This is a genomic window from Methylobacterium organophilum, assembly GCF_022533465.1.
Classification (GTDB): Bacteria; Pseudomonadota; Alphaproteobacteria; order Rhizobiales; family Beijerinckiaceae; genus Methylobacterium; species Methylobacterium organophilum.
Genome location: NZ_CP092848.1, coordinates 1621171 through 1640435, shown reverse-complemented (window position 1 = coordinate 1640435; position 19265 = coordinate 1621171). Strand labels below are relative to the sequence as shown.

Sequence of the window (19265 nt, the reverse complement as noted above, 5' to 3'; positions counted from 1 at the left end):
GGAGAACCTCAGCGCAGCAGGCTGACCGCCACCGGCACCAGGATCGCGGTGAGGAAGGCGTTCAGCCCCATGGCGATGCCGGCGAAGGTGCCGGCGACCTCGCTCACCTGGAAGGCCCGGGCCGTGCCGAGGCCGTGGGCGGCGAGCCCCGCCGCGAAGCCGCGGGCGCGCATGTCGGTGACGCGCAGGAGCGCCATCAGCGGCGAGACGATCACCGCGCCGGCCACCCCCGTGATCATCACGAGCACGGCGGTCAGGGTCGGGTCACCGCCCAGGGTCTCGCTGATGCCCATGGCGACGCCGGTCGTCACGGATTTCGGCGCCAGCGCCACGATGACCGGATGCGGGATGCCGAGCGCCTGGGCGAGCACCATCGCGGTGCCGAGCGCCGTCACGCAGCCGACCGCCAGCGCCGCGAGCATCGGCACCAGGGCGCGCATCACGGTGACGCGCCGCTCGTAGAGGGGAATCGCCAGGGCCACGGTGGCCGGCCCGAGCAGGAAGTGCACGAATTGCGCGCCCTCGAAATAGGTCGGGTAGGGCGTGCCGGTGAGCTTCAGGACGAGGCCCGTCATCCAGATCGCGTGCAGGACGGGATTGGCCAGGGGATGCCGGTCGGTCGCCGCCGAGACCCGGTCGGCGACGGCGTAGGCGATCAGGGTCACCGTCAACCAGAGCAGCGGCGTGCGGGAGAGATAGACCCAGAGGGCGAATTCGCCGCTCACGACTCCCCGCCGCCCATCGTGTCGCCCGACCGGCGCGCCACGAGGCGCGACACCCAGACGAAGGTCGCCACCGTCGCCGTCAGGGTGGCCGCCACCGAGACGAGCAGGACGATCGCGAGAGAGAGGCCGTTGGCGGCGAGCACGTCGAGCCGGCCGACGATACCGACCCCGGCGGGCACGAACATCAGCGACAGATGCGCGAGCAGCCGCTTGCAGGTGTCCTCGACGGTGCCGTCGACGAGGGGCGGCGGCAGGATCCGCGCAGATGCGCGGGGCGAGGCGTCCCGCAGGCAGAGGAAGCCGAGCATCAGCGCCATGCCGATCACCGGGCCGGGCACCGGCAGGCCGATGCTGCGGGCGGCGACCTCGCCGAGGAGCTGCGCCGACAGGATGAGCGCGAGGGCGACGATCATGCCGAAGGCGGGATCGCGGAAACCGCCGCCGCCCGGGCTTTGGCCACGCGCGCCTCGTCGAGGCCGAACAGGGTGCCGAGGCGGCAGACCAGCGCCTCCTCGAATTCGTGCACCGCGCCGTCCGCGCCCGCCACCGACCAGGCCATGGCGACGAGGCGCGCCCGCTCGGCTTCGTCGGTCGCGCCGATGCCCTCGACGAGCCCCGCAAGGTCGCGGGTCTCGGCTTCGAAGGTGCCGGCGCGGGCGATCAGGCTGCGCGCCTCCGCTTCCGAGACGGCATAGTGCGTGCGCACCAGGCGCACCAGGCGCTCCATCTCCTCCGCGGCCAGCACCCCGTCCGCCCGCGCCACATGCACGAGGAGGGCGACCACGGCGATGGGCGCCTCCTCCTCCGGGGCGATGTCGGGCGCGGCGGGCCGGCCGAAGGCGGCGGCGGCATAGGCGATGAGTCGGTCGACGAGGGCCATGACCCGTCCCTGAACAAGCGGAGCCCCGCCAGCCTCGATTGCGGGCCGAGCCTCCGTCAAGCGAGCGAACCCGCCTTCCGACGCCGGGCGGCCGGTTCCGGGCCCTGCGTGTCCCAGTTGCATCGGCTGGCCGGCTGCGCGACAGGGTCGCTCTCGCGGTGATCGCACCGTTTCCGTGCACGCGAACGCCTTGCCAAGGCGGCACGGCCCGTCTAGACGGATCCCCGATCGTTCCGGCCTTTCGCCGCGAGCGCGCCGCCGCAATAGCTCAGCTGGTAGAGCATCTCATTCGTAATGAGAGGGTCGGGGGTTCGAATCCCTCTTGCGGCACCAACAATTTCAATGACTTAGAGCTGATCGGAGCGGCGGCAGGCGCCGAACTCCCCAGATATTCCCCCAAAACCCCTTTTTTCGCTCTGCCGCATGGCCGATTCGAACCGTGCCTCCCGACCTATGATCGTCGCTGACCTCCACGCCCAGCTCCAGGTGATGGACAGGGATCTGGACACCACAGTGAGCGCCTACATCGCCGACCCGAGCACTTACCCATTTCAGCTGGAACAGGGGTTAGGTGTCGACTCGGCTGCAGCGGTCGAATCACCACCAAGCGTGGGCAACACCTTGCTTGACCAAGAGGCAAGCCGATGCCGGGCCGCACTGCACCGCGCTATCCTCGCCGCACCCGCATGTCAGGGGTGGGGGATCGAGCGCCTCAAGCACTATCTGAAAGTTGAAGAGCGCCACCTTCTCAAGCGGAATCTCAACTCAGGATGGCCACAACCTCAGATCGAACCCTTGCACTGTTTGATTTTCTCGCAGTCAGAGATAATTATCAGTATTCTGTAGTCTATGGCTCAAAATTTTGCCAAAGATGTGGCCGATCTCGAGCAGAATCCGTCGCGCGGGCTCGGCAAGCCAAGAATATTCTTCCTGTCGCGAGATTTATTCCAATTGAAGCGCCAGTTCGTAAAACATGAGCAATTCATGCTCAACTTTATCATCGATCAGCGCTTTGTAGGGCAAATTAGCCTGCCTCGATCTGGACCCAGCCCCCCATATCGATCCTGGCGAATTTCTATCGATTGGTCCACGAATTTTAGGTTGTGGTGCGGCAACGCTTTACCAGCCGCTGACTTCCTCACTTTGCTGACATCGGGCTGTTACGCTTGGCGCACTTGATCATGCGATCGCTTAGCGACAGCTCTGCAATGGGCGAACGTCTCGGTTGCGGAGGCTTCGCTCTCCGCAGCCGCGCCCCCCCGCAATGTAATCGGTGAGGGGGCGGGCCCGGCGACAACTTTAGATTGTGCCGAGTCGCTTCTTTTCAATTTTTGCTTAAAATTTTCCTCAGGGGTATATTAAGAAAATAAACTACTATAAATTTGATGGCGCATGAAATATATGAGGTTGCATCCATGCCTAATGTGTCTATCGAAGCCCGATTCGAGCTAGAATTAAATTGGATATTTGATTGCTTGTCAACCAACTATTCGTCAGAAGATAAATATTCGATTTCAATTATACTCTCTGACATGGAATTAGAGGCTCAACAAGCAAGAGTCTCTGAAGCGTTGGTTCGTGCAATCGCTTATTTGCAGTTTGAGGTAGGGCTCGAAGAAGCGCTTCATTGAAAGATGGAATTTCATAGGCAGTGATTAGAGCGGCCGAGGCCCATCGCCCTCTTGCCGCGCCCGATGATCTGCAACGAGATGGCCAAGGGCCCGTAGGTCAACGACGTTGCAGTCCCCGCCTCCGTTAGGCGACACCCGATCATCGTGCAGAGAGCTGTCACGAAGAGGAGCGATCGCAGCACTCGCGCTAGCAGCCGCGCAATTTCGGTTGGCGACAAGGCCCAGGGACCGAGCCGGCGCGGATCCGATCAAGCTTGACATGACAAGCGGTCGGCTCGCATAGCAATTGCGTGTGAAAAATTCCCACAAACCTTCGAGTCGGAGACGCGGTTGAGGGCTCGGTGTCCGATAGCCCTCCTCAGCTCTGACGCGGAAAGAAACGGGCCTCGCAGCTGCAGCTGCATCCGCTGCGGTCGAGGCGGGTCAGGAGACGGAACGATCGAACCATGCTGCACGGACAGTCCGTCACCGTCGTCCTGCCCGCCTATAATGCCAGCCGCACACTGCGCAGGACTGTGGAAGAGATCCCCCGGGACATCGTCGACGACATCATTCTGATTGACGATGCCAGCGCTGACGGAACCGTCGCGCTAGCCCGCGAACTCGGATTGTTCACGGTCCTGCATCCCCATAACCGCGGCTATGGCGCGAACCAAAAGACCTGCTACCGGGTGGCGCTTGAGCGAGGAGCGGACATCGTGGTCATGCTCCATCCCGACTATCAATACTCCCCGCGTCTCGTCACTGCGATGGCCTCGATGATCGTCTCGGGCGAGTACGATGCAGTTCTCGCCTCCCGCATTCTCGGCAAAGGCGCCCTCTCCGGCGGCATGCCGCTCTACAAATATCTGGCTAACCGCGGCCTGACGCTCGTCCAGAACTTGCTACTCGGTCAGAAGCTCTCCGAATATCATACCGGCTATCGTGCCTGGAGCCGACGGCTTCTTGAAAGATTGCCGCTGCTTCGCTGCTCTGACGACTTCGTCTTCGATAACCAGATGCTTGCCCAAGCCATCCATGGCGGCTTTCGCGTCGGCGAGATCTCTTGTCCTACCCGCTACTTCCCAGAGGCGTCCTCGATCAGCTTCCGCCGCAGTGTGATTTATGGCTGCGGCGTGCTGGAGACCTCACTTGCCTACCGGGCCCACCTTCTGGGCCTGAAGCGGTCGTCGCTTTTCTCGGCAGGCGTGCAGGATCACCTGCCGACCTTTGGATGCTGAAGGCGCAGTCGACCGCCCGCTTCGTTCCGGCCGCGCTCGCCTTTGTCGCGCTGGCGAGCGCCGCGGTCGGATGTTTGGCGCCAGAGATGGTCGGAGTCGTCCAGGCGCGGATTACGTCCTTTGCCGAGGGTGCCGGGCCTGGCGGCTGGATCGTCCTAGTTCTGCTTCAGGTCACGATCGCAGCGAGCGGGCTGCTACCAGCCTCGCTGATCGGCGTCCTGGCCGGTGCCCTGTATGGCCCTGTCTTAGGGTTCGCGTTGGCCTCCGTTGGCACCATCGCGGGAGCTTGGCTGAGCTTCGCACTCGCCCGCCACCTCAAGCCCAGCCCGAACCCGCTGGCACGATCCCGGATCGAAGCCATCCAGGCCGCTCTCGCGCGCGGAGGGTGGCAGGCGGTCTGCTTGCTCCGTCTCTCTCCCGTGATGCCGTTCGCCCTCACGAGTTGGGCCCTGGGGTTCAGTGGTATTTCGAGTGCGGCCTATCTCGCTGGGACGGTTGCCGCTCAGCCTGCACTCCTCGTGTTCGTCTTGATCGGCAGCGCCGGTCGAGTGGGCTTGAACGCTTCCACTCAAGGCGTTCTTCTCACTCTCGGACTCGCTGCGACGTGTGCGGTTCTACTCTGGCTCCGGCGCGCGCTCGCGCGCGAGACGGATAGTCACACACTTGAGCGGCCCTCCCGGTGAAGCCGTTCCTGACGCGTATGGCCAATCCTTTCGGTGCACCTGCCTGCATCGCGGGTTTCCTCCTACTAGCATTCCCACTCTGCCTCTGGTTTGCGCTCCTGTCGCCGATCGGAGATGTGGCCGACGAGCCGGCCCATCTCATGCGGACGGCAAGCCTCATCGACGGACAGCTCATCGCGCATCGTGAGTTCCAAAGCTTGCCGGATGGCCGCGTCGCGAGCGCGGCCGGGGTGACGGTCGATCCCGTCTGGAGAAGCTTGAGCCGGACGCGCGATTTTGACGACCCGCGCCACCCGATGCGCCTGTCCGTACCGACGCCGCAGGATCTGCCCTGGAGTTTGAAGCCCGCTTTCTTCCCGATCTATACGATCGGCACCTACTGCCCAATCTTCTATCTGCCCGCTGCCCTAGGCCTCGGTGCGGGGCGGGCAGCCGGCCTTGGCCCGTATTGGGCTGCGCGGCTCGGCCGTCTCGCGGCCGCTCTCGCCTACGCGGCCCTCGCACTCGCTACCTTGGCCTTGGCTAGGCGCGAACGCGTCCTGTTATTCGGTCTGCTGGCCTTGCCGATGTCCCTGTCGCTCGCCGGATCCTACAACCACGACGGCCTCATCATCGCTGCTTCCGCTCTGGCGGTGGCGCTGGCCACGCGTGGCTGGGACACCGCATCCTGCGGACGCCTGCAGCCTTCGACAGTCGGTGCCGCGGTATTGATCGCGCTGATCGTGTTGGCGAAGCCCCCTTATGCGCCGCTCGCGGCGCTGCTCCTCGTGCCTCTGTCCCGTACGCGCGGAGCGATCCTCAGAACGCTGATCTTGGCAAGCCTCGCCCTTCTCCCGGGCTTGATCTGGGCAGGCTATGCTGCGGCCTTTGTGGCGACGCCGGTCCCTCGTCTTCCCTACGAGGCGGGCCCGCTCTGGCTGGGATCTCGCCCCGCTCTCTTCGATGGGACTGATCCCGGCGCACAACTCCGCGTTCTGCTGGCGGAACCGTCCAGGTTTCTGACCATTCCGGCGACCTATCTCGCGACGTTGAAGCATATCCTCTGGCTTGGCGCTGGAGCGATCGGGATTCTAGGTTGGCTTGATTGCCCTCTTCCTCCTTTTCTCTACGTGGCCTGGTTCGTGGCCCTGTGCGGGGCGGCTCTGGCACGCGACCATCGCAGGGCCGAGCTACGTGGTCGGGACAGCGCTCTCCTGGCCATTGCGACCCTCGTTTGCCTTTGGGCAATCGTATTGTCGCAGTACCTAACTTGGACCAACGTTGGCTATGCCCGTGTCGATGGTCCTCAGGGACGATACCTGCTGCCGCTCCTGCCGCTCCTCGTTCCCTGCATTCGCGGCTTGGGTCCCCTACGCGAGGTGCGGTTGTTCGGCGCGCTCCCTTATGTGGCTGCAGCCCTCGGTGGCCTGATCCCTTGGTTCATGGCCTGACGCGGCGATCGGTGACACTTGACCTTACCGACCGAGGTCAAGCCCTGGGCCATCCCAGCTTTCAGTCGCTCTTGCCATCCGCTTCGGTGACGTGCCGATCACCGTGGAAGTGGACGCCGTGGTCGACGGCCCAGGCGACCTGAACGGGCGCGACCTATTCCTCCTCCTATTCGCGCCGCGGACGGTCGAGGCCGTGCTCCCAGCGGACGATCGCAGCACTCGCGCTGGCAGCCGCGCAATTTCGGTTGGCGACAAGGCCCAGGGACCGAGCCGGCGCGGATCCGATCAAGCTTGACATGACAAGCGGTCGGCTCGCATAGCAATTGCGTGTGAAAAATTCCCACAAACCTTCGAGTCGGAGACGCGGTTGAGGGCTCGGTGTCCGATAGCCCTCCTCAGCTCTGACGCGGAAAGAAACGGGCCTCGCAGCTGCAGCTGCATCCGCTGCGGTCGAGGCGGGTCAGGAGACGGAACGATCGAACCATGCTGCACGGACAGTCCGTCACCGTCGTCCTGCCCGCCTATAATGCCAGCCGCACACTGCGCAGGACTGTGGAAGAGATCCCCCGGGACATCGTCGACGACATCATTCTGATTGACGATGCCAGCGCTGACGGAACCGTTTCGGAGAGCTGGCTGAGCTTCACGCTCGCTTGCCGCGTAAAGCTTAGAGCGGCCGGCTGATGATTCCACTGAAGGCTGCTCTTGACAGTATGCCCTCCTGGCGGCGCTGGCGTGCCCATGCCCGCGCCCGCCGCGAACTCCACTTGGTCGTGGAGCGCCACATCGCGCAGCGACTTCGGGCCATCAACGCTGAACTAGCTACCATGACACCCGGCACGCTCCTGCTCGCCGGAAACTCGCATGCCGAATGCCTGGGACCATTCCTCACTGGCCTACCGGTGGTGAACGTCGGGATCGGCGGCACTTTCGCGCCAGGCTACGCGGAACAACTTCCGCACCTGACCTGCCAAGTCCGTGCCGGGGTTGCAGTTTTATTCCTCGGCAGCAACGACATCCTCCGGAGGGAAAAGCCGCTGTCGCCGCGCAGTGAGCGGCGGTTTGATGCGGCGGTCATCCAGACTCTGACCTGGCTGCGCGACCGCGCAGAGGTCGTGCTTGTTGCGGCCGTGCCGCCCCTCGGGGAAACAGCGGCACTGCATCGTGATCCGGCTGCGGTGCTGGCCTACACGGCACGCCTGGGGCAGCTGGCAGAGGCCAACGGCGGACATGTATTTGACCCGTTTACAGCCCTACGTGCAGGCGACAGTGGACTCAGCATCACCGATGCCATGGCCGAAGACGGCGTGCACCTGCGCGACTACGCTCCCCTCGCCCAAAACGTCCTACAGGCTGTTTTGGCGGCGGCAACGTTGGGCCTGTTCATCGCGGTGATCGCAAGCCATGTCTTATGGAGCAGCTCAGGCTGTGGCGCTCAGACTTGGCGCAACCCCGTAACAGGACAAGATGAGGCGATCAGCGGCGCGCGGCTCAACCTCAAGGACATTCCAGTCTGTCAGGAAGAACGCTCAACGATCTGGCGGTGTAAAAATCCCCCTCACGCCCTAGGTATTTGATCCGGTGGTGTGATAATATATTCGATCGCCGCACCGCGAGAGACACGCTTGTTAGACGTGCCCTCTTATGCGACCAATACTGCCTCTGCGCTTGACCAAGCAGAGGCAGGAACCGATCAAGTACCGGCAAATAAAAATGCGTCAATGCTTCGGCTTTTCGCCGATGCAGGGGTGGAATACGCCTTTTTTGGGATAGTGATCTTTCTTAAAAGGCTCAATGACCATTTTTCCAACTCTTATCAATGATTCACCAAGATTATTAGGCAGACTATAGGCCAATTTATTAAAAACATCTCCAAGACTGACTCCAGCCGAAACCTGATCAAGCTGCTGGTCGGATAAGGGGCTCGTGTGCTCGCCGGAAATTTGATCGGCCACCGCGCGGGCAGCTTTGGGGTCAGACATAAGATATCTCCATGAATGCGCTTCAAAGCACCCTTCGCATTCTCCGATCATTAGTAGGACAGCTCTGTTGCTAGATCATTTTGCAGATCGTATAAAAGCACATCGATTAAACGGAATTTCGATTTAGGATAAACGCCCGACGTGGTTACGCACACCATCGGTCACCTGCTGGGCCGGGCCGGCTAAGGCCTGTCACTCTTCCTACCGCATAGGACGATCTGCAACGATTCATCCGGGAGCGGACGTTGCAGACCGGCAGCCTCGGCCTAACGCGCGTGCAATCAGATCTCACCTTTTTCATCGGTGGACAGGATTACCCGCTTCGCCTTCTTGGGAGCTTCCATAGCGCCCTGTTTAGCCCCGTCGTCCGGAAGAAGTGCGACTAGTCTATCACCTTGCAGCCCTTGACCTTGCCGATCAAGATCAAGCGATTGAAAAATCCCATCTTTCAATCAGTTTTGGCCATTCGGTGAAATTCGGCACAATCTATCGCTCGCCTAAAGGCAAACGCTGCATTGTATCCATCGAAAAGCGCGCCGATCTCCACGGTCGCTTTTATTGGCGTGCCTAGGCGGCTTCATAGGTCGAACAATTGATTAAGTGGTGCGTATTTAGTTTCTATTATTCAATTATATGCCCAACGCCTAGCACCGCATGAAATCAAGTATGGGTTGAAAATCTATAGAGTTCAATCACAAATTCAGACGTCTTCAGCAATTTGGCTTGCGAAATAGTCTTAACCTAAATCAATTTTAACGAATTACCAATTTAATAACCATGATCAATTGGGGGGCTTATGAATTTCAAGGTCAAACACACGCTCATCAGTCTCGTTTGCGGGCTCACTGTTGCCATCTTGTCGCAAGGGACGCTCGGCGTCTTTCAGCTTCGATCGATAAACGACAATGCGCTTGACCTCTCACAGAACTGGCTACCAAGCGTGCGCGAATTGGGAGAACTCAAGTATAAGGTCACTCGACTACGCCTCGTCGATGCGCGCTTCGTCACCGCAATCGAGCCGGTCAGTGATCTGACCAAAGTTTCGGATCAGCGGTTCCGTGAAGCCGAAGCGATCGCAGCCCGCTACGAGCCTCTGATCTCCAGCGCGGAAGAGAGGACTCTGTGGGACACGTTCAAGCAGCAATGGAGCGAGTACCTCACCTATCGCACGAAGCTGATGGCTGCAGCGCAGGCCAAGGATCAAGCAACCCTCAACGACCTCTTCCAAACATCGCGCAAAGTCTTCGATGGAGCGCTCAATACTCTCGAACGTGACACCGCTTTGAACATAGCGGGCGGTGAACAGGCCACAGCGAATGCCGATCATACCTATTCGCGCTCGATCTGGCTCACGATGCTCCTCTGCTGCCTTGCGTTGGCTGGTGGCATCGGGGCTGTTGCATACCTGATCCTGGGCGTCACCCGTCCGATCGACCGCCTCGTCGCGCGGATGAAGAGTCTCGCCGCAGGCGACCTCCAGGCAGAGATTCCCTACACGACTCGGACCAACGAGATCGGCGCGATTGCTGTCGCTCTGGAGGCCTCGCGCGACAATTCGATCCGAACCCGCCAGCTCGAAGCTGAGACCGCGCAAGCGCGATTGGCTGCCGAGGAGCAGCGCAAGGCAGGCATGCGCCAGATGGCGAACGATTTCGAGGCGGCGGTGGGCGGGATCATCAGCTTGGTCTCCTCGTCCGCGACCGAGCTGCAAGCCACGGCAGAGCAGATGACCTCGACAGCCAACGAGACGGCCTCGCAATCCACCACCGTGGCCGCCGCCGCCGCGCAGGCCGCCTCCAACGTCCAGACCGTGGCCTCCGCCGCCGAGGAACTGGGCTCCTCCGTGCAGGAGATCGGCCGGCAGGTCGCCGGCTCCGCTAGCCTCGCCCAGTCAGCCGTCGGCGAGGCCGACCAGACCGCCGACCTCGTCCAGGCGCTGAGCCAGACCGCGGCCCGGATCGGCGACATGGTGGGTATGATCTCCTCGATCGCCGGGCAGACCAACCTGCTGGCGCTCAACGCCACGATCGAGGCGGCGCGCGCCGGCGAGGCGGGCCGCGGCTTCGCGGTGGTGGCCGCCGAGGTCAAGGAACTCGCCGGCCAGACCGCCCGGGCGACCGAGGAGATCGCCCGTCAGATTGGCGAGGTGCAGGGCGTCACCGGTCAGGCCGTAACGGCGATCGGCGGCATCACGGGCCGGATCCGCGAGATCGACACCGTGGCCACCTCGATCGCCGCGGCGGTCGAGCAGCAGGGCGCGGCCACGCAGGAGATTGTCCGGAACGTAAGCCAGGCCGCCCAGGGCACGGGGGAGGTGACCAGCAACATCGCTGGCGTCGCTCGGGCGTCGGATGAGACCGGTGCGGCCGCGAACCAGGTGCTCTCGGCTGCCTCCGAGCTGTCGCGGCAGTCCGAACATCTCGGTGCGGAGGTCGCTCGCTTCCTCGCCACCGTGCGAGCGGCCTGACGTCGCCCCCGCCGCGTTCAGCAAGCACGATAGGGCTTGATCATTGATCGGGCGTCCGCTTCTGCCCCGACAGGGAGCAGAAGCGGACGGGTCAAATTCACCCCATTGCCGACCTCGCGAGAACGTATCCAGCGCCGGCTTTGGACCATCGAATCCACATTTCATACTCACACGGTCGCCATCTCCGCGATCTGCGTCGTGTAGCGCTGCGAGCGCATCTCGAACTTCGTCGTTCAATCCTTACGGGCGCGCCAAGCCCGGCACGCCGGGAGATCCTCCCAGGGCGTAGCCGGTGCGGCAGCGATCCGGACAAAAACGAACAAGCCCGCCGCGGCGAACCGGGCGGGCCTAAATGGCAAGGCTTGGGACTGCCTTGGCTTACCGAAGGCTGGCCGGTGGCCTGGGATAGCTCGGGCCTCGGCCATCCTGGGGTGACACAGGCGTTGGACGGCCCTTGCCCATCAGAGCGTCCATCACGGACTGCGCGTGCAGCTCGCCGGCCGCCTGCACTGCCGTGATCGGCTTGCTGCCGCCCTCGGCATACAGATCCGAGCCTTCGTCGGGATCGCCCGCACCACCTCGCAGGAGCGCTACTTGAACAGTTCCTTGACGTTCTTGGCGAGCAGCTGCGGTTGATGAGTGAGCAGACGCTTGCCGGTCGTGAGGTCTCCGCTCACGATCATAAGTCCGCCAATCGCCGTGCCCATGGTGTGGATCATAACGCCACCCAAATCCCCAGCCGACACCTGATCGAGAGCGTCCTCGGACAGGAGAACGGGCTCGGCGGCCTGATCGATGGTCATCGAGGTCGTGTCGCGATGGGTCATGGGAAAGATCTCCTGATGTCGATGCGACGTCTTGTTGGCGTCTGTCGTGATTTACACCGGATCGCCCCGGCTTGGCTGTGTTCGGGAGCACGCGGCCACGCTTTGCTGCCGCGGCGATCCACAGGGGCACCGGCGCCGCCGAAAGAACGCCCGCCAGGATACGACTTCGGAGAGGTCGGCCTCCTGAGGACGGTGGTGTCGGGGGGCACGCGTGAGCGGCATCGGGCGACAGCTTTGGAGCATCGAAGCCGAACGTCACACCCAGGCGGTCAGCAACGCCGCGACCGGCGTGACCCGCGAGCGTTCGCGGGCGGTGGTTCACGGAGACCTCACCAGGCGGCCTGGAGGCCTGCGGAGAAGACCTGCGCAGTGGCGCCGGAGCGCAGATCGCCCGTATAACCCAGCCTCAGCTGCACGCCCTCCGCGACGGCACCCGTCAGGCTCACCCCCAGGACCGCGCCGTCCCGGCCAAGCGCGCTCGTCCGGCTCGCGAACGCCGCCCCGAACAGCCCCGAGCGCACGACCGCGTAGGTGTCGGCGAGCTCGTGCGCCCAGTACGCCCGGCCCTCCAGGCGCAGGTCCGCAACGCCCGCGAAAGCCACGTTCGTCACGCGCCCACCTACGAGGCTGCGCGCCGCATCGAGATCCACCAGCACGAAGCCCTGGCTGGCCAGCCCACCCCGCTCGGCCACCCGGCCTCGCGTCAGGCGATCGTAGCTGAAGCCCACCTCCGGCACGACCTCGACCGGCAGACCCGCCGCCAGCACGTATCCGGCAAAGCCCGCGACCCCGCCGCTCCAGCCCGAGGCCAGGCCGCTCGCCGGCGACACCGCCGAGCCCAGCACCACCGTCCGGTCGATCCGACCGTCCGCGTACGACACCCCCGCCGTGCCGCGCAGCACCACCGGGCCCAGGCGGGTGCTCGCGTAGAGGGTGCCGCCGTAGCTGTCGCTGGCGAACCGGCCCAGCCCCGCGCCCCGTGACGTGCCGTCCTCGCGCAGGTAGCTGAACGCCCCGCCCACCTGCGTATCCGCCCCGACCTGCCGGTCGACGCCGAGCAGCAGGCCGCCCGCATCGAACCCGGCGCCCGAGGCTGCCCGGTCGCCGGCTCGCGTGCCGAACCCGTACAGCGCGTCGGCCCAGACCCGGCCCTCGCCCACCGCCAGCGGCTGATCGGCAGCCCCGGCGCCACCGCGCACCTGCAGCGCCGCGCGGTTCGGGCCCAGGCCCAGATCGTCCGCGCTGAACGCAGTCGCACCCCCGCCCAGTCCACGCTGGTGCTGGTCGATCGTGTCGGCGATCAGCCGGCGAGCGGCGAGGTCGGTCATCACCGCATCGCCGTAGCTCTGGCCCGACAGGCTCGCCAGGCCGCCCGCCAGGGTCGTCGGGTCCGCCGCGTAGAGCGGGTCGAACACCCGCGCCCGCGCCGCGTCCGGCCGCGTCCCGGCGGCCGGACGGGTGCTATCGAGGGCGGCGCCCACCGCCTGGGCATTGCCCGACTGGGAGAGGCCTAGGCCGGCGAGGTTGCCGTAGGCGGCCGGTGTCACCACGAGGTCGAGGCTGGTGGCCGCGTAGAGCGCGTCGAAGCGCGTGCCGGCGGGCAAGCCCGCCGTCGGCTGGGCCAGCCCGGTGAACGAGCCCGACAGTCCCGCCTGGGCGGCGAGCACGCCGAAGCGCTGGCCGAGCGCCGGGGTGAAGCTGTTGGTGGCGTTGCCGGTGATGCCGCGCAGGACCGGCACCAGGGTGCCGTTGGCCGCGACCGTGCCTGTGGTGCCGAGCGCCAGGAGGCGGGCGTAGCTACCAGCACCCGTGCCGATGCCCGGGCCGTCGATGTCGAGGCCGAAGCTGCTGCCGGGGGCAAAGGCGACCGGGCCGAGCACGGTGAGCGTGCCGGGGGAGTTGCCCGGCCGCAGGGCGCCGGCGACCGTGACGGGCGCCGCGATGGTGCCGATGCCGCGCAGCGTGCCGGGGGCCGCGACTGTGACCGGCGAGGTCCAGACGCCGTTGAGCGAGAGCGTGCCGGCCTGGATCGTGGTCGGGCCGGAGAAGCGACCGGTGCCGTTGAGCGAGAGCGTTCCGGTGCCGGCCTTGATCAGGCTGGTGGGGCTGGTGCTCTCCAGGATGGCGCCGGCGTAAGCCGAGGAGGCCGCGCCCGTGACCGTGAGGGTGCCGTTGCCCAGGACGGCGGAGGCGGAGCCTTCGAGGCTTGCCACGGTGAGGGCGCCGCCGCCGAGGTCCAGGGCGCCGGTATTGGTCAGCGTGGTGAGACCGGCGAGCGGGCCGGTGATCTGGAGCAGGCCGGCATTGGTCAGCGTACCGTTGAATTGGCCGGAGAGGCGGGCGATGCCGGTATTGGTCAGGTCGGTGGTGAGGGTGCCCTCGCTGGCGACGAGCCCGGCATTGCTGAGGCCGGCGGCTGCGGTGAGGCTGGCGGTCCGGGCGACCGTGACGAGGCCGGCATTGGTGAGTGGGCCGGCGAGGCTGTAGCTGCGGGTGACGGCGAGTGTCGCGCCGGCGGCGTTGGCCAGGGTGCCGTTGCTGGCGACGGGGCCGGAAACGGCGAGCAGGCCGGCATTGTTGGCGATCGCCCCGTCGATGCGGCCGGCGCTGGCAAGCACGGTGCCGGCATTGGTCAGGCCACCGTTGATCGTGCCGCTGGTGGAAAGCGTGCCGGCATTGGTCACACCGCCCGCGATGGCGCCGGCGTTGACGAAGCCCGCCCCTTGATGGACCGTCACCGGTGATACGAGGCTCCCCTCCGCCGTCAGCTCCAGCGTCCCGGCCTCGATGGAGGCGCCGCCCGTGACGGTGTTGGCCGCCGATAGGACAACGGTGCCAGGTCCGGTCTTGACGAGCACGCCCGGCTGGCTGCCGTCGGCGATCGGACCTGCGAAGGTGGCGGTGCCGAGATCGATCTGGAGGGTGCCGGGGCCGCTCAGCTTGAGCGGGCGAACGGTGGTGAAGCTGTCGGCCAGGACCTCGAGGGTGCCGCCGCCGATGGCCAAGCCGGTGCCGGCGGCGCCGAGATTGGCATCGCTTGAGACGGCCAGGGTGCCGCCGTAGACAGCGGTGCCGCCGGTATAGGTGTTGTGACCGGTGAGTTCGAGGGTGCCGAGGCCGGTCTTGATCAGGCCGCCGACGCCCGAGATGTCGTTGGAAAAGGTGCCCGACCAGCCTTTGGTATCGGTTTCGAAGTCGGCGACGAACTGCGCCGGGCCACGCACCGCTTTGCCGAGATTGAGCAGGCCCCATCCATAGATGTCATCGACGCCGGGCGCTCCGAGATCGGTCGCAGTGGTCAACAGCGTCTGCTGCAGTTCGTACGCCGAGAACCAGGGAAAGGCCTGCTTCACCACCGCCGCGGCTCCCGTCACCACCGGCGCCGCCATGGAGGTGCCTTCATCGAGGCCGTAGCGCATCTGGGTGGGAGAGCTACGCAGGCTCGGCAGTGTCGAGTAGATGCCGACGCCCGGCGCCACCAGGCACCAGTCCCGGGCGACGCCGCAGCGATTACTGAAGTCGGCGATGACGTTGTTGGCGTCGACTGCTCCGACCGCGAGCCAGTTATCCTTCAATTCCGGAAAGAGATGCGGCAGGGCCGGTAAAGGGTCGGGATTCGGCAGAGCGGCGTTGCCGTTCGCCACTACCATCAGGATGCCGGCCTCGGCGAGGCCGCGCGCGCCCTCTAGGACCTTAGGAAACTGCGTCACCACCTCGTTGCGCGTCACGTTCGTGACGTCTGGAGCGAGCGGCGATGGCTCGCCGCCGATTCTGTAACTCGCATTGATGACGGAGACGCCCTGCGAAGCGAGGAAAGGCCACGGCGTCGAGGCATAGAGATCGAGCCCGCCGAATGCCCCGAGCTTCGCAGGCACGATCTGCGCCTCGAAGGCGACGCCGTGCATGCCCTTGCCGTCGCGCGCGGCAGCCGCGATGCCGGTGACGTGGGTGCCATGCGGCGTGAAATCGGAGTTGGTCCCCGGCTCCAGCGTCCGGTTGGTGAGGAAATTATAGCCCGGCAGCACCCGCCCGAGGAATTCGCTGTGGCGTGAATCGAGGCCTGTGTCGGCGATGCCGATCAATACGCCCTTGCCGGTGAAGCCCAGCGCGTAGGCTTCGGCGGCATTGACCTGCGCCAGTGCATGGGAGGCGAAATATTCCGGCGTCTCGAAACTCGCCGCGGTCTGCGCCATGGCGGTGCCGGCCGACAAAAGCAAAGCCGCCAGCGAGGTCGTCGACGCCACGGCGAGGCGGAGGGAAATGGGGCTGTGCACGGTCGATCCAGTGGGAGGGTGGCGCCGGTCCGACTGGGCGGAGCCCGATCACGACGCGATTCGCCTGCGGATCATCGAGCCCGCCCCCCTCGGCGTCCAGCGGAACTTCCCCCTTGAGACCTTTGCGGAGCTGGGGCAGAGCCCCCCCGGCGATGCCGGTTTAGCACTCCCTGGTGGGCACTTTGAGGTCAGACGGTAGGATGGCCGGCGACTTCGACGCGCCCCGAGAGCCGAAGCACGGCTTCGCTCCAACCAAGCGGGAGGCCTGCGCGGCCCTGAAGGGGACTTGGCGCCTTGAGGCTGAGTGGCTCGCCCGCGTCCGCGCCGTGATGGAGACGACGCACGGATACTGGAGCGGATCTCTCGCCCAGCACGTTTTCGATGGCAGGCCGTTGCCGGTGTGCCGGGTTGGCCCGTGAGATGAAAAAGCCCGCCGCGGCTGAGCCGGGCGGGCGATGAAACTTCTGGGAGAAAAGTGAAAGGGCGTCTCAAGTGGCAGGCCAGCCTCAGTTAATGATACCCTATGCGGGCTCGGTCGCCGCCTCCAGCGCTTTCTCGATGAAGCCGGACCGGGTCAGGCCGGCCGCTTCTGCCGCCTCGTCGGCCACGCGCAACAGCCCCTTGTCGATGGTGATGTTGATGCGCAGCCGCTCGCCCGGAACGCGCCGTGGGGCGATCAGCTGAGCGAGTGCACCGGTCGACATTACCTCCGGATCCTCCGAGATCTCCGACCATGTGCGAGGCGCAGGAATCGGGTCGCCATCAGCGCGCAGGGCAGCCAAGTGACCGGACAGAGCTTCGCGGGCGGCATGTACCGCTTCCTCGAAGGTGTCGCCCTCGGAGACGCAGCCGGGCAGATCGGGGAAGGTCACGCCCCAGGAACTGTTACCCTCCGGGGGATGAAGGAATGCGAAATAAGAGTTCATGAGCGCCACCAACAGAATACAGAAAAAGTGAAGCGGAACGAGAGACACGGACAGGCGGGGCCTAGATCCCCGCCGCTTTCTTGATGGACGCGACCGCTTTCGGGTGCATGTCCTTTTTGGGATGAGGGACTGTGATCTTCCCAGGCTTTGCTGGATGCTTGAAGTGGTGGTGGCTTCCCGTGACTGAGTGCTGGGTCCAGCCTGCCGCTTTCAGCATCCGAATGAGATCTCTTGAGTCCATGTCTCCGTTCCGCTTCGGTAAGTATGAAATACACACACCGTACGGGGAGCGCAAGGCAAATGTGTATATCGTGTGTATGAAATGAAGTGAGGAAAAAGCCGCCAAGCGCGGGGCCAAGCGAGCGAAGTCCTAGCCAATCTTCCAGGTGCTCATCACGGCTGGCGGAGCTTGGTGATCCTGGCCCGAAGATCCTCGTCGTTTCGCTCCAGCTCCGCCATCTCGTCCTGGATCTCGGCCGAGCGCCGCTCCAGCGTCACGCGCCGCACGCTGTCGGCCTTCGGATAGACCGCCGCATTTGCCGCCGTCTCGAAGCGCAGGCGCGCCCGTTGCTGCACGATCGCCTGGCGCTGCAGCTCGAGGGTGCTCACGGCGAGCCCGTCGATCTTCTTCGACGTCGCGCTGTTCGACGCGTCGATCGAAGTCACCACGGTCGCAATCTTGGCCTCGACGAAGGCCTGGCTCGCCGGTAGCGGCAGCCCGAGCGACGTGTAGGCGGCCAGGAAGGTACCGCCGACGCCGAGGATGGCCGCGCCCGTCTTGCCGTGTTCGAGGAGGGTCGAGAACATGGTGGCCCCCAAGGCCGGAGGCGCGACGGTGCTCCGGTCGCGCGAAAAGTCCCTCCCCAGGGAGGGGTCGAGCTATTTGCTGAAGATGCGGCGCACTGCGCTGATGCCGACCTTCACGCCGGCGACAGTCAGGAGCACGTTGATCTCCAGCCCATCGTAGGGCGGCGGCAGCTTGGCGATCTGCCAGTTGAAGTGGTGCACGCTGTCCAGCACGATCGCGCCAAAGTGGTAGAGGCAGAGCGCGAACAGGGATGGCACCATCCAGGCCGTCCAGGGGGATTCGGAGAGCTTCGCGCGCTCGGCCGCGATCACCTTCCGCTCCTCGACGTAGGCCGTGAGCTGGGCCTGGATCACCGCGGCATCCGCGGTGACGTTCTGGCCGTTCGTCAGCACCCCGTTGTCGGAGCGCTTGGCGAGGAGGTCGAGCAGTTTCCCGGCAACGCCGGGCAGCCCGAGCAGGAGTGAGGCGATCCAGCCCATCACCGCGGCTCCTCACCAGGGCCGGGCCCGGGTCCGCGCGCCGCATCGCGCAGGTTCTTCAGCATCGGCGGCAGCACGAGCCGCGCCAGCGTCAGGGCGGCACCGATGCGGGTGCCGAATCCCTCGTAGCCGGCCGGAAGCACGGTCGACCAGTCGAAGCCGACCACCGCGTTCAGGATGTCCGGCAGCGAGAACAGGAAGGCGAGCAGGTAGATCCGCACGCCGACGAGGCGCGCGTTCAGGCGGGCGATCAGGTTCATCTCAGGAGGCCTTCCGGGAGAGGAGCGCGTGCACCCGCGACCAGAAGCCGGGGGCCGCCGCCGCCTGCTGGGAGGGGAGCTTGGGAGGGGAGCTCGGCACCGAAGGAGGGGAGCTCGCCAGGCCCGTGATCGGCGCGAGCGGATCGAGCGGTTTCGGCACCGTGCCCGGGTCCGCGGCGCCGGCCGGAACCTTCACGGGGTTCTTGTCCCCGCGCCGGGCATTCGGCAGCGCCTCGCTGTAGGGCGTCGCAGCCTGGTCGCGCTCGCCCTGCCGGCGCGGGATGATCGAGGCCGGCTTGTTCCACATCAGGAACGCCTCGATCGCGCCCGCCATGTCCCCGGCATTGGCGCGCCGGACCACGCTGGACTGCGCGAAGGCGACCGGCCCGATGTTGAAGCAGAGCGACACGCAGGCGTCGAAGAACTCCTGCGGGAAGGCCCGATCGCTGCGCAGCGCCTTGCGGACCGGATCGACGTATTTCTCGACGCCCTGAGCGAAGAGCGCGTCGCTTTGCGCCTGGGTGATGGTGAGCCCGGGCTTCACCACGATCAGGCCCGAGGCGGTGGTGATCCCGACGCCGATGGTCCAGATGCCGACCGCGTCCTTGTAGGCGGTCAGCCGCTCGCCTTCGCGCGCCTTGAGGGCAGCGCGGCCGATGGGAGAGAGGTCCAT

The 19265-nt window shown here is 65.1% G+C and carries 20 protein-coding genes and 1 tRNA gene; 9 read left to right on the top strand and 12 right to left on the bottom strand.

Annotated elements, in window-relative coordinates; genetic code table 11:
- Positions 1–8: 8 nt before the first annotated feature.
- From MMB17_RS07670 to MMB17_RS07660, 3 genes are read right to left on the bottom strand one after another with little or no spacing between them, the layout of a single operon-like run.
- A complete protein-coding gene (locus MMB17_RS07670; RefSeq protein WP_238309320.1) occupies positions 9–725 on the bottom strand; it encodes an LrgB family protein in 717 nt (238 codons plus the stop codon).
- Positions 722–1138, bottom strand: a complete 417-nt coding sequence (locus tag MMB17_RS07665; RefSeq protein ID WP_238309321.1) for a CidA/LrgA family protein — start codon at positions 1136–1138, stop codon at positions 722–724. Before MMB17_RS07665 ends, MMB17_RS07670 begins: the two co-directional genes overlap by 4 nt.
- Positions 1135–1605: a tellurite resistance TerB family protein gene (locus MMB17_RS07660; RefSeq protein WP_241101665.1), complete on the bottom strand. Its 471-nt coding sequence runs from the start codon at positions 1603–1605 to the stop codon at positions 1135–1137. The genes MMB17_RS07665 and MMB17_RS07660 overlap by 4 nt, the downstream gene beginning before the upstream one ends.
- Positions 1606–1862: 257 nt before the next feature.
- On the opposite strand from MMB17_RS07660, the gene MMB17_RS07655 reads away from it, so the two are divergent.
- The 8 genes from MMB17_RS07655 (at position 1863) to MMB17_RS07620 (ending at position 8146) form a co-directional block, all read left to right on the top strand.
- Positions 1863–1938 (top strand) — tRNA-Thr (locus MMB17_RS07655).
- Positions 1939–2028: 90 nt separating this feature from the next.
- Positions 2029–2451: a hypothetical protein gene (locus MMB17_RS07650; RefSeq protein ID WP_241101664.1), complete on the top strand. Its 423-nt coding sequence runs from the start codon at positions 2029–2031 to the stop codon at positions 2449–2451.
- A 629-nt stretch (positions 2452–3080) separates the two neighbouring features.
- Positions 3081–3236: a hypothetical protein gene (locus MMB17_RS07645; protein ID WP_241101663.1), complete on the top strand. Its 156-nt coding sequence runs from the start codon at positions 3081–3083 to the stop codon at positions 3234–3236.
- A 446-nt stretch (positions 3237–3682) separates the two neighbouring features.
- Complete coding sequence (locus tag MMB17_RS07640; RefSeq protein ID WP_241101662.1) at positions 3683–4456, top strand: glycosyltransferase family 2 protein; 774 nt, start codon at positions 3683–3685, stop codon at positions 4454–4456.
- A complete protein-coding gene (locus tag MMB17_RS07635) occupies positions 4450–5139 on the top strand; it encodes a TVP38/TMEM64 family protein (RefSeq protein WP_241101661.1) in 690 nt (229 codons plus the stop codon). Before MMB17_RS07640 ends, MMB17_RS07635 begins: the two co-directional genes overlap by 7 nt.
- Before the next feature lie 116 nt (positions 5140–5255).
- Positions 5256–6569 (top strand): DUF2142 domain-containing protein, encoded by a 1314-nt coding sequence (locus tag MMB17_RS07630; RefSeq protein ID WP_241101660.1) that lies wholly within the window; start codon positions 5256–5258, stop codon positions 6567–6569.
- A 483-nt stretch (positions 6570–7052) separates the two neighbouring features.
- Entirely contained in the window at positions 7053–7253 is a 201-nt protein-coding gene (locus tag MMB17_RS07625) for a glycosyltransferase (protein WP_241101659.1), read from the top strand.
- Positions 7253–8146 carry an SGNH/GDSL hydrolase family protein gene (locus tag MMB17_RS07620; RefSeq protein ID WP_241101658.1) on the top strand — a complete coding sequence of 298 codons (894 nt, stop codon included), beginning with the start codon at positions 7253–7255 and terminating at the stop codon, positions 8144–8146. The genes MMB17_RS07625 and MMB17_RS07620 overlap by 1 nt, the downstream gene beginning before the upstream one ends.
- Before the next feature lie 141 nt (positions 8147–8287).
- Here the strand turns inward: MMB17_RS07620 and MMB17_RS07615 are convergent, their stop codons facing one another.
- A complete protein-coding gene (locus MMB17_RS07615) occupies positions 8288–8551 on the bottom strand; it encodes a hypothetical protein (RefSeq protein WP_241101657.1) in 264 nt (87 codons plus the stop codon).
- 796 nt (positions 8552–9347) lie between these two features.
- On the opposite strand from MMB17_RS07615, the gene MMB17_RS07610 reads away from it, so the two are divergent.
- Positions 9348–11018 (top strand): methyl-accepting chemotaxis protein, encoded by a 1671-nt coding sequence (locus MMB17_RS07610; protein ID WP_241101656.1) that lies wholly within the window; start codon positions 9348–9350, stop codon positions 11016–11018.
- A gap of 590 nt (positions 11019–11608) precedes the next feature.
- Here MMB17_RS07610 and MMB17_RS07600 read toward each other — a convergent pair.
- The 8 genes from MMB17_RS07600 to MMB17_RS07565 form a co-directional block, all read right to left on the bottom strand.
- Complete coding sequence (locus MMB17_RS07600; protein ID WP_241102313.1) at positions 11609–11845, bottom strand: hypothetical protein; 237 nt, start codon at positions 11843–11845, stop codon at positions 11609–11611.
- Positions 11846–12174: 329 nt separating this feature from the next.
- Positions 12175–16119: a S8 family serine peptidase gene (locus MMB17_RS07595; RefSeq protein ID WP_241101655.1), complete on the bottom strand. Its 3945-nt coding sequence runs from the start codon at positions 16117–16119 to the stop codon at positions 12175–12177.
- 521 nt (positions 16120–16640) lie between these two features.
- Complete coding sequence (locus MMB17_RS07590) at positions 16641–17045, bottom strand: type II toxin-antitoxin system HicB family antitoxin (protein ID WP_241101654.1); 405 nt, start codon at positions 17043–17045, stop codon at positions 16641–16643.
- A gap of 61 nt (positions 17046–17106) precedes the next feature.
- Positions 17107–17262 (bottom strand): type II toxin-antitoxin system HicA family toxin, encoded by a 156-nt coding sequence (locus MMB17_RS07585; RefSeq protein ID WP_241101653.1) that lies wholly within the window; start codon positions 17260–17262, stop codon positions 17107–17109.
- A gap of 176 nt (positions 17263–17438) precedes the next feature.
- Positions 17439–17852 carry a hypothetical protein gene (locus MMB17_RS07580; RefSeq protein WP_241101652.1) on the bottom strand — a complete coding sequence of 138 codons (414 nt, stop codon included), beginning with the start codon at positions 17850–17852 and terminating at the stop codon, positions 17439–17441.
- Between the two features lie 72 nt (positions 17853–17924).
- Positions 17925–18332: a hypothetical protein gene (locus MMB17_RS07575; protein ID WP_238310163.1), complete on the bottom strand. Its 408-nt coding sequence runs from the start codon at positions 18330–18332 to the stop codon at positions 17925–17927.
- On the bottom strand, positions 18332–18592 hold the full coding sequence (locus tag MMB17_RS07570; protein WP_241101651.1) for a hypothetical protein: 261 nt from the start codon (positions 18590–18592) through the stop codon (positions 18332–18334). The genes MMB17_RS07575 and MMB17_RS07570 overlap by 1 nt, the downstream gene beginning before the upstream one ends.
- 1 nt (position 18593) lies before the next feature.
- A complete protein-coding gene (locus MMB17_RS07565) occupies positions 18594–19265 on the bottom strand; it encodes a lysozyme (protein ID WP_241101650.1) in 672 nt (223 codons plus the stop codon).

What these genes read in the sequence shown, in the direction of transcription:
- MMB17_RS07665 (WP_238309321.1), bottom strand. Translation starts at nt 1,138, where the DNA reads ATGATCGTCGCCCTCGCGCTCATCCTGTCGGCGCAGCTCCTCGGCGAG.
- MMB17_RS07660 (WP_241101665.1), bottom strand. Translation starts at nt 1,605, where the DNA reads ATGGCCCTCGTCGACCGACTCATCGCCTATGCCGCCGCCGCCTTCGGC.
- MMB17_RS07650 (WP_241101664.1), top strand. Translation starts at nt 2,029, where the DNA reads ATGGCCGATTCGAACCGTGCCTCCCGACCTATGATCGTCGCTGACCTC.
- MMB17_RS07640 (WP_241101662.1), top strand. Translation starts at nt 3,683, where the DNA reads ATGCTGCACGGACAGTCCGTCACCGTCGTCCTGCCCGCCTATAATGCC.
- MMB17_RS07635 (WP_241101661.1), top strand. Translation starts at nt 4,450, where the DNA reads ATGCTGAAGGCGCAGTCGACCGCCCGCTTCGTTCCGGCCGCGCTCGCC.
- MMB17_RS07625 (WP_241101659.1), top strand. Translation starts at nt 7,053, where the DNA reads ATGCTGCACGGACAGTCCGTCACCGTCGTCCTGCCCGCCTATAATGCC.
- MMB17_RS07620 (WP_241101658.1), top strand. Translation starts at nt 7,253, where the DNA reads ATGATTCCACTGAAGGCTGCTCTTGACAGTATGCCCTCCTGGCGGCGC.
- MMB17_RS07615 (WP_241101657.1), bottom strand. Translation starts at nt 8,551, where the DNA reads ATGTCTGACCCCAAAGCTGCCCGCGCGGTGGCCGATCAAATTTCCGGC.
- MMB17_RS07610 (WP_241101656.1), top strand. Translation starts at nt 9,348, where the DNA reads ATGAATTTCAAGGTCAAACACACGCTCATCAGTCTCGTTTGCGGGCTC.
- MMB17_RS07600 (WP_241102313.1), bottom strand. Translation starts at nt 11,845, where the DNA reads ATGACCCATCGCGACACGACCTCGATGACCATCGATCAGGCCGCCGAG.
- MMB17_RS07590 (WP_241101654.1), bottom strand. Translation starts at nt 17,045, where the DNA reads ATGAACTCTTATTTCGCATTCCTTCATCCCCCGGAGGGTAACAGTTCC.
- MMB17_RS07585 (WP_241101653.1), bottom strand. Translation starts at nt 17,262, where the DNA reads ATGCTGAAAGCGGCAGGCTGGACCCAGCACTCAGTCACGGGAAGCCAC.
- MMB17_RS07580 (WP_241101652.1), bottom strand. Translation starts at nt 17,852, where the DNA reads ATGTTCTCGACCCTCCTCGAACACGGCAAGACGGGCGCGGCCATCCTC.
- MMB17_RS07575 (WP_238310163.1), bottom strand. Translation starts at nt 18,332, where the DNA reads ATGGGCTGGATCGCCTCACTCCTGCTCGGGCTGCCCGGCGTTGCCGGG.
- MMB17_RS07570 (WP_241101651.1), bottom strand. Translation starts at nt 18,592, where the DNA reads ATGAACCTGATCGCCCGCCTGAACGCGCGCCTCGTCGGCGTGCGGATC.
- MMB17_RS07565 (WP_241101650.1), bottom strand. Translation starts at nt 19,265, where the DNA reads ATGGACCTCTCTCCCATCGGCCGCGCTGCCCTCAAGGCGCGCGAAGGC.